Raw genomic sequence first — 6,300 nt, 5'->3', positions numbered from 1 at the left:
ACCGCGTGGTACGACACGCCGGCGTCGGCCTCAAAGCCGAGCGACGCCATGTCGACGTAGTTCCAGGCATACGATCGAAGTACATCAGCCGAAACAGTCTGCGAAGAGGTCAGCTTCTGATCGGGCGTCCCGCTGCCGTCGTCGGACCAGATCTCAACCGTGAGCGGGCCGGTCAAGGTTGGGTTTTGACCCGTGTGGAAGAGCATTCCGCTCAGAACCCCGGCGGACGACGCCTCGAACCGCACGGCAGCCGGCTCGGCCCCCGCCGACACCGACGTCTCACTCGAACTCCACGCGTCGTACGCGATGACCTGTCGCTCGTACTGCGCACCGCTATCGAGGACGTGCTTCATCGCTCCGATCGCGTCGAGCTTCCCGTAGCCCCAGGTCACATTCGGCACCGACCCCGTAAAGGCATCCCCGGCCGCACCGGTTCGCAGCGCCTCTCGCAGTTGATCGACGGTGAGGGTTGCGTCGTGCTGAAGAAGAAGCACCGCCGCACCGGCCACCACGGGCGAGGACATGCTGGTCCCCCGGCTGAACCGGTGCTTGCCTCCGTCCGCCACGTACCACCCAGGCGTGGAATAATCGGACGAATAGGCCGACGCTGTCATCTCGCCCGGAGCCGCAACGTCGGGCTTCACCTGCGACACACCGCGAAGCGGTCCGCGACTGCTGAATGCCGAGATGTCGTCGCTTCGGTTGGGCGCGCCGCGCGAATCCGTCGTGAAGCACCCGTTCCCGTCCGAGCACCACGCCCACTGGTGCACGTAGGAGCCGGCGGTGAGGATACCGAGGCCGGAGCCGGGCGACCCAATCGAGTAGTCGCTGTCCCCAGCCGGGAGACGGGCACCGATGTTATTTCGATAGCGCCAGCCGTGGTAGGAAGTGGATGTCGACTCGTTGTTTTTGATCTGAATGGTAAGCGTTCCGGCCGACAGCGTGTCGGTTTCTGCCGGCGCATCGACGAGTTGTACGACCACCTCGTAGTCCCCATTGTCCGGAGACGTGTCCTGTATAATCTGGATCTGTCCTTCCGGGGTGTTGACCGTGTTGTCGCTGCCGAATGTCATGGTGCCGGTGTGTCCGGTCGGTGTCGTCACTGTTACGTCGACGTCCGGCTCCCCGTCGAACCAGAAGTCGATGCCGAAGGCGTCGTTCTCCGTCCCGGGGTTTGCCGGGCCGTAATCGGGAATGTCAACCTCGACGGTTGCCGAGCCACCCCCGGCGATCGTCCCCGACACGTGGAGGTCGTCATCCCCACTGTTGCCGGCACTGGCCACGGCGGCGCGACCCGAGGCCGAGGTCGCCCAGTCGGAAATCGCGATGTCCTGGGGCAGCGTTCCATCGTGCGGCCCGTAGTCGGTGCCAAGACTGAAGTTGGCGACCACGGGCATCCCGTTCGCTGACGCTACGTTCCCGCAGTAGGTGACACCGTCGATGATGCCCGTGAAGGAGAAGTCGGTCTCAACGATAATCAGCAAGGCCTCGGGCGCCATGCCCGTGTAGCGACCGCCCGGGTCGGCCCCGCCGTTCCCCGCCACGGTCCCGGCGACGTGCGTACCGTGCCCTGCGGTATCCTCATGTCGAACGGCACCGGTTGGTGTGCCGTCGATCTCGTCTTCGATCTCGGTCTGCGTGTACTCGACGCCGTAATCGTATCCAGACGGCGTGCTCTCGCCGGTCTGCGCGGTCAACGTCTGATCCCAGATCGAAAGGATCCGGCTGTTCGACGGATCGGTCGGGTCACGAAAATCGAGGTGCGCGAAGTCGATGCCGCTGTCGATGATGCACGCGGCGACCCCGGCGCCGGTATAGGCGGTCCCGTTCAGTCGACCGTTATTCAGTGAGCGGATCCCGGACAGACCCGCTGCAACGTCGTTGTGGGGCTCGTTCTGAAGGGAAGCGGAGACGGAGGTGACGTCGTCACGCTGCACAAGGCGGACGATCTGCTGCGGCGTCAGCCGCGCCGTGCTGACCCGTGACAACGCCGATCCGATCGGGTATCCGGCTGCGCGAAGGGCTTCCCCTGCGCCGGTCCGAATGATCACCGAATACCGGGCGGGACCTCGCTTGGCGGGGTCCGTCACAGGGGAAACGGCAAATGCACTCCCCCCGGAGAGACCGGCGGACGGGACGGCCTGAGCGATCATGGCCCGCAGACGCCCGTCGAGTTTGGCGGCATCTTCGGGCGACAGGTCCTGAGCAGCCGCGCTGTGGGTATCCACGCTGACGAGTGCCAGGAGAACGAGAAGAAGAAACGTAGCAATACGAGGCATACGCAAACCGGTCGATGCAGAGTGGCAATCCAGGTACGGTCGACGACGTACGCAGCCGATCCGATTGTGCAGAGAAGCCGGCGAGACCCAACCGACCTGGCGCATGTGGCTTCCGTGACGCCGCTCCCCCGTCCGTTACGCCGCGGCGCAAGTGAACAGGGGATCGTGCGACAGTAGACGCTTCGGCGGAATCTCAGCCTTCGCGATAAAAGGGCACGCGCTGTAGGTGCATGGGGCAAAATGTACACCAGATGCCTTCCGGTACGCCAATCCGTTCGCCCGGTCGCGCGCGTCCGTCACCATCAGACCGTACGCCGGTCCGCAGGAGGATCTGCAGACGGGCGATACGGGTCGTTCACACAAGCCGCTGACCGTCTGCGAGGGAACGCCGTCAGCCATGCGTCGCGCTGGCCGATGCGCCAACATGATGCGCGTCGGTCACCGTCTCGAGCGCGCGACGGAGGCACGCGACGCCGCGGTCGATTTCGTCTTTCGTGATCGTTAGCGGAGAACGAAAGCGGATCGAGCGGTGTCCGCAGCCGAGCACGATCGCTCCTTCGTCGAACGTGTGCTCGCGAACGGCATCCCGGATCTCCACCGTCGTAAGGTCGAAGGCGCACATGAGCCCTCGACCGCGCACGTTTTCCACGACCGAGAAGTCGTCCTGCAGTTCGTGGAGCCGGTGCTGCAGGTGCGTTCCGGCCTCGCCTGCGTGGGAGACGAGGTTGTCCTCCTCGATAATCTCGAGAATCCGGTCGAAGCGTACCATGTCGACGAGGTTGCCTCCCCAGGTCGAGTTAATCCGGCTGGGCGTCTGGAAGACGTGCCCGTCCACCTCGTCCAGACGTCGGCCCGCAAGAATGCCGCAAACCTGTGTCTTCTTGCCGAACGCGATGATATCCGGCTCCACGCCGAGCGCCTGGTGGGCCCAGAACTCGCCGGTGATTCCGACGCCGCTCTGCACCTCATCGAAAATCAGCAGCGCGTCGTTTTCATGCGCCAGGTCCCGGAGGCGGTGAAGAAACTCGGGCCGGAAGTGGTTGTCGCCTCCCTCTCCCTGGATCGGCTCCAGGATGATGCAGGCAATTTCGTCGCGGCGCTCGTGGAAGGCGCGTTTTGCCTGCCGAATGGCCATGTCTTCGTGCTCGCGGACCCGCTCCTGCTCTTCTTCATCGAGCGGGAAATGGACCTTCGGATTCACGATCCTGGGCCAGTCGAACTTCGGGAAGTACATCGTCTTCCGCGGATCGGCCGTGTTTGTCAGCGACATCGTATAGCCGCTCCGCCCGTGGAAGGCCTGGTCCAGATGCAGCACCTGGTGCCCCACTTCGCGCCGGTATCCCTTCTCATGATTCTTGCGCACCTTCCAGTCGAATGCGGTCTTGAGCGCGTTCTCGATAGCGAGTGCGCCGCCGGAAATAAAGAAGGTATAGGGCAGGTAATCGGGGATGCCGACTCGACTAAACGTATCCACGAAGCGGCCCATGTGCTCCGTGATGACATCGGAGTTGGTAACCTTATTGAGGGCCGCATCCATCAGTCGCTTACGGAAACCTTCGTCCGACGCGAGCTTCGGGTGGTTCATCCCGAGCGGACTCGATGCGTAGAAACCGAAGAGATCCACATACTCACGACCGGAATGCTTGTCCCGGAGCTTGACACCGCGGCTCTCATCCATGTCCAGCACCATCTCCATCATGCCCTGTGTGAGCATATGGCGAGACAGCGACTTCCGAACATCCGGCGTCGAGCCTACATCGGGCTCGGATTGCTGGACATGGGAGGCCATGGCGTCGGACGAAGTATCGTGGTTTACCTGCATGTAAGGGCTTCCAGAAGATGAAACAAATCGTAGGGACATACGCGACACATCGGTTACACCGTCGCCCCGGCACACCGAAAATGGGTTCTATTCGTCATGAAGGACACCGGGACGGGCGCGGACCCGAACGGGCCGGTTTCAGCCCGTCGCTTCACCCGGTTGGAGACGTTGCAAGAGGAACGCCCCATCGGGTCGGTCGTACACACGCACACCCTCGATTCCCATCCATCTGGCCGGCATAAGCGAAGCAGGTGACGCACCGCTGACACGGTTGATGTCGTGTCATTGCGACCCGGCACACCGTATCGCTTCACAGCGTATCGCTCGCCTGGAGCATCGTTTCTTGCCGGGTGCGTGACGTAATCCTCACCTCACGGCGAGGAAGCACCGACGCTCAGGGGTTCGCCGGCCAACTGTTCCGTCAAATCGATTTTCTGCATGTCCGAGACACGCGAGACCGCGCCACCGCAGACCCCAAAAAAGCCGGGCGACGTACAGCTGAAGACGGCTGAAAAAGAACCGTTGGCATCAACGGGCGACGGGGACCCCGGTTTCTTGGAACTACCGGTCGTAGAGAACACAAACCGTAACCGCCGGGGCGGTCGTCCCGACTGGCTTCGGGTCAAACTACCGCAGGGTGAGTCGTTCAAAAAGGTTCGCAGCCTCGTCGACGAGTACGACCTGCATACGGTTTGCGAAAGCGCGAACTGTCCCAACATGGGCGAGTGCTGGAGCGCCGGAACAGCCACGTTCATGATCCTGGGTAACGTGTGTACGCGATCATGCGGCTTTTGCGCGATTAAGACCGGACGACCGGATGAAGGCCTTGACTGGGACGAACCGCGACGCGTCGCCGAGGCGGCAGAGAAGATGGGCGTGCAGCACGCCGTCATCACAAGCGTCAACCGCGACGAGCGCGAAGACGGAGGGGCTCCGATTTTTGCCGAAACCATCCGACGGATTCACGACCTCGGCGCCACGGTCGAGGTCCTGACGCCGGACTTTCGCGGTATCCGCGACGCCTGCCAGACGGTCTTCGACGCACGGCCCGACATTTTCAATCATAACATGGAGACCGTACCACGCCTCTATCGCCGCGTCCGGCCGCAGGCAGATTACCAGCGCTCCCTCGACGTCCTCCACTGGGCGAAGAAGGATGGGCTCCGGACGAAGAGCGGCATCATGGTGGGTCTGGGGGAAACGGAGGAGGAGGTCATCGACCTGATGAAGGACTTCGTGGAAATCGACCTTGACGTCATGACCATCGGTCAGTACATGCAGCCCACGAAGATGCACCTTCCGGTGGAAGAATGGGTGCATCCAGATACCTTTGACTGGTACAAAGAGGTGGGCGAAGACCTCGGCATCGAGCATGTCGAGTCGAGCCCGCTTACACGGTCATCGTATCACGCCGAGAAGCACGTGTAGTCTATCCTGACATCGGGCATAGCATCCAAGCAGCGTCTCTTATCCGGAGGCGCTGCTTTTTTGCGTCTGAACATTGTTCGTTGGGGCGTTGACGCGTTGGGGCGTTCAGGCGTTGGGGCGTTGTCGCGTTCAGGCGTTGGGGCGTTGGAGAACGCGGGTGTGAGTGTCCAATGGACGGCCGTGGCTACGATCCCGCGAAATGGTCCCTGTAATGCCATCTGTAACGACATCACGCTCTGATCCGTGTGCTTGGACGGCACAGGGGACGACGTTTTTTCCCCGGCCAGATGATCTGCTCGATCGACCTACCCGGCGGACCCTACTCTCTTATTTGACCTCTCCGACCATGCATATCCTTTCTCGATTCGTCATCGCGGTATCTCTCCTCGTCGCCCTGCCAGTCGGCGCGCAGGCGCAACCCGCCGAGCGCACCGTCGTCGATACCGTACCGCTCGATCCGGACGGGACGGTCAGCGTCGAGAACCACGACGGTGAGATCAACATCTCCGCATGGAACCGAAGCGAGGTGCAGTACGAGGCGCGCATCGTGCACGAGCACCAGGAGACGGTCGACGACACCCGTATTAAATTGGACGCCTCTGCCGACGAGGTCGAAATTGAAAGCAACTTCGATGACGTCGAAAAAAGCGGATTCTGGAGCAGCCGATCGGTTCCGGAGGTGTACTACACTCTGTCCGTCCCGACCGGGGCCTCGGTCGAGATTGAGGATCACGGCTCCTCTATTCGGATCGAGGGCGTACAGGGCGAAGT

Annotated in this window: 4 protein-coding genes; 2 read left to right on the top strand and 2 right to left on the bottom strand. The window is 62.2% G+C overall.

Annotated elements, in window-relative coordinates; genetic code table 11:
- Both ACFCU0_RS06830 and lat read right to left on the bottom strand, forming a co-directional pair.
- Positions 1-2,279 (bottom strand): S8 family serine peptidase (locus ACFCU0_RS06830; RefSeq protein WP_434972920.1); only part of this gene is annotated, 2,279 nt, incomplete at its 3' end.
- A gap of 391 nt (positions 2,280-2,670) precedes the next feature.
- Positions 2,671-4,068 (bottom strand): L-lysine 6-transaminase, encoded by a 1,398-nt coding sequence (gene lat / locus ACFCU0_RS06825; protein WP_434972919.1) that lies wholly within the window; start codon positions 4,066-4,068, stop codon positions 2,671-2,673.
- Between the two features lie 471 nt (positions 4,069-4,539).
- Here lat and lipA point away from each other — a divergent pair, with 471 nt between their 5' ends.
- Complete coding sequence (lipA, locus tag ACFCU0_RS06820) at positions 4,540-5,529, top strand: lipoyl synthase (RefSeq protein WP_434972918.1); 990 nt, start codon at positions 4,540-4,542, stop codon at positions 5,527-5,529.
- Positions 5,530-5,875: 346 nt separating this feature from the next.
- Positions 5,876-6,300, top strand: a 425-nt coding sequence (locus ACFCU0_RS06815; protein WP_434972917.1) for a hypothetical protein, incomplete at its 3' end; no start/stop codon positions are given.

It is taken from the genome of Longibacter sp., assembly GCF_051155795.1.
Lineage (GTDB): Bacteria > Bacteroidota > Rhodothermia > Rhodothermales > Salinibacteraceae > Longibacter.
This window is presented reverse-complemented; position numbering and strand designations above follow the sequence as displayed.

Excerpts from the sequence above, each read along its gene's own strand:
- lat (WP_434972919.1), bottom strand. The coding sequence starts at position 4,068 with ATGGCCTCCCATGTCCAGCAATCCGAGCCCGATGTAGGCTCGACGCCG.
- lipA (WP_434972918.1), top strand. The coding sequence starts at position 4,540 with ATGTCCGAGACACGCGAGACCGCGCCACCGCAGACCCCAAAAAAGCCG.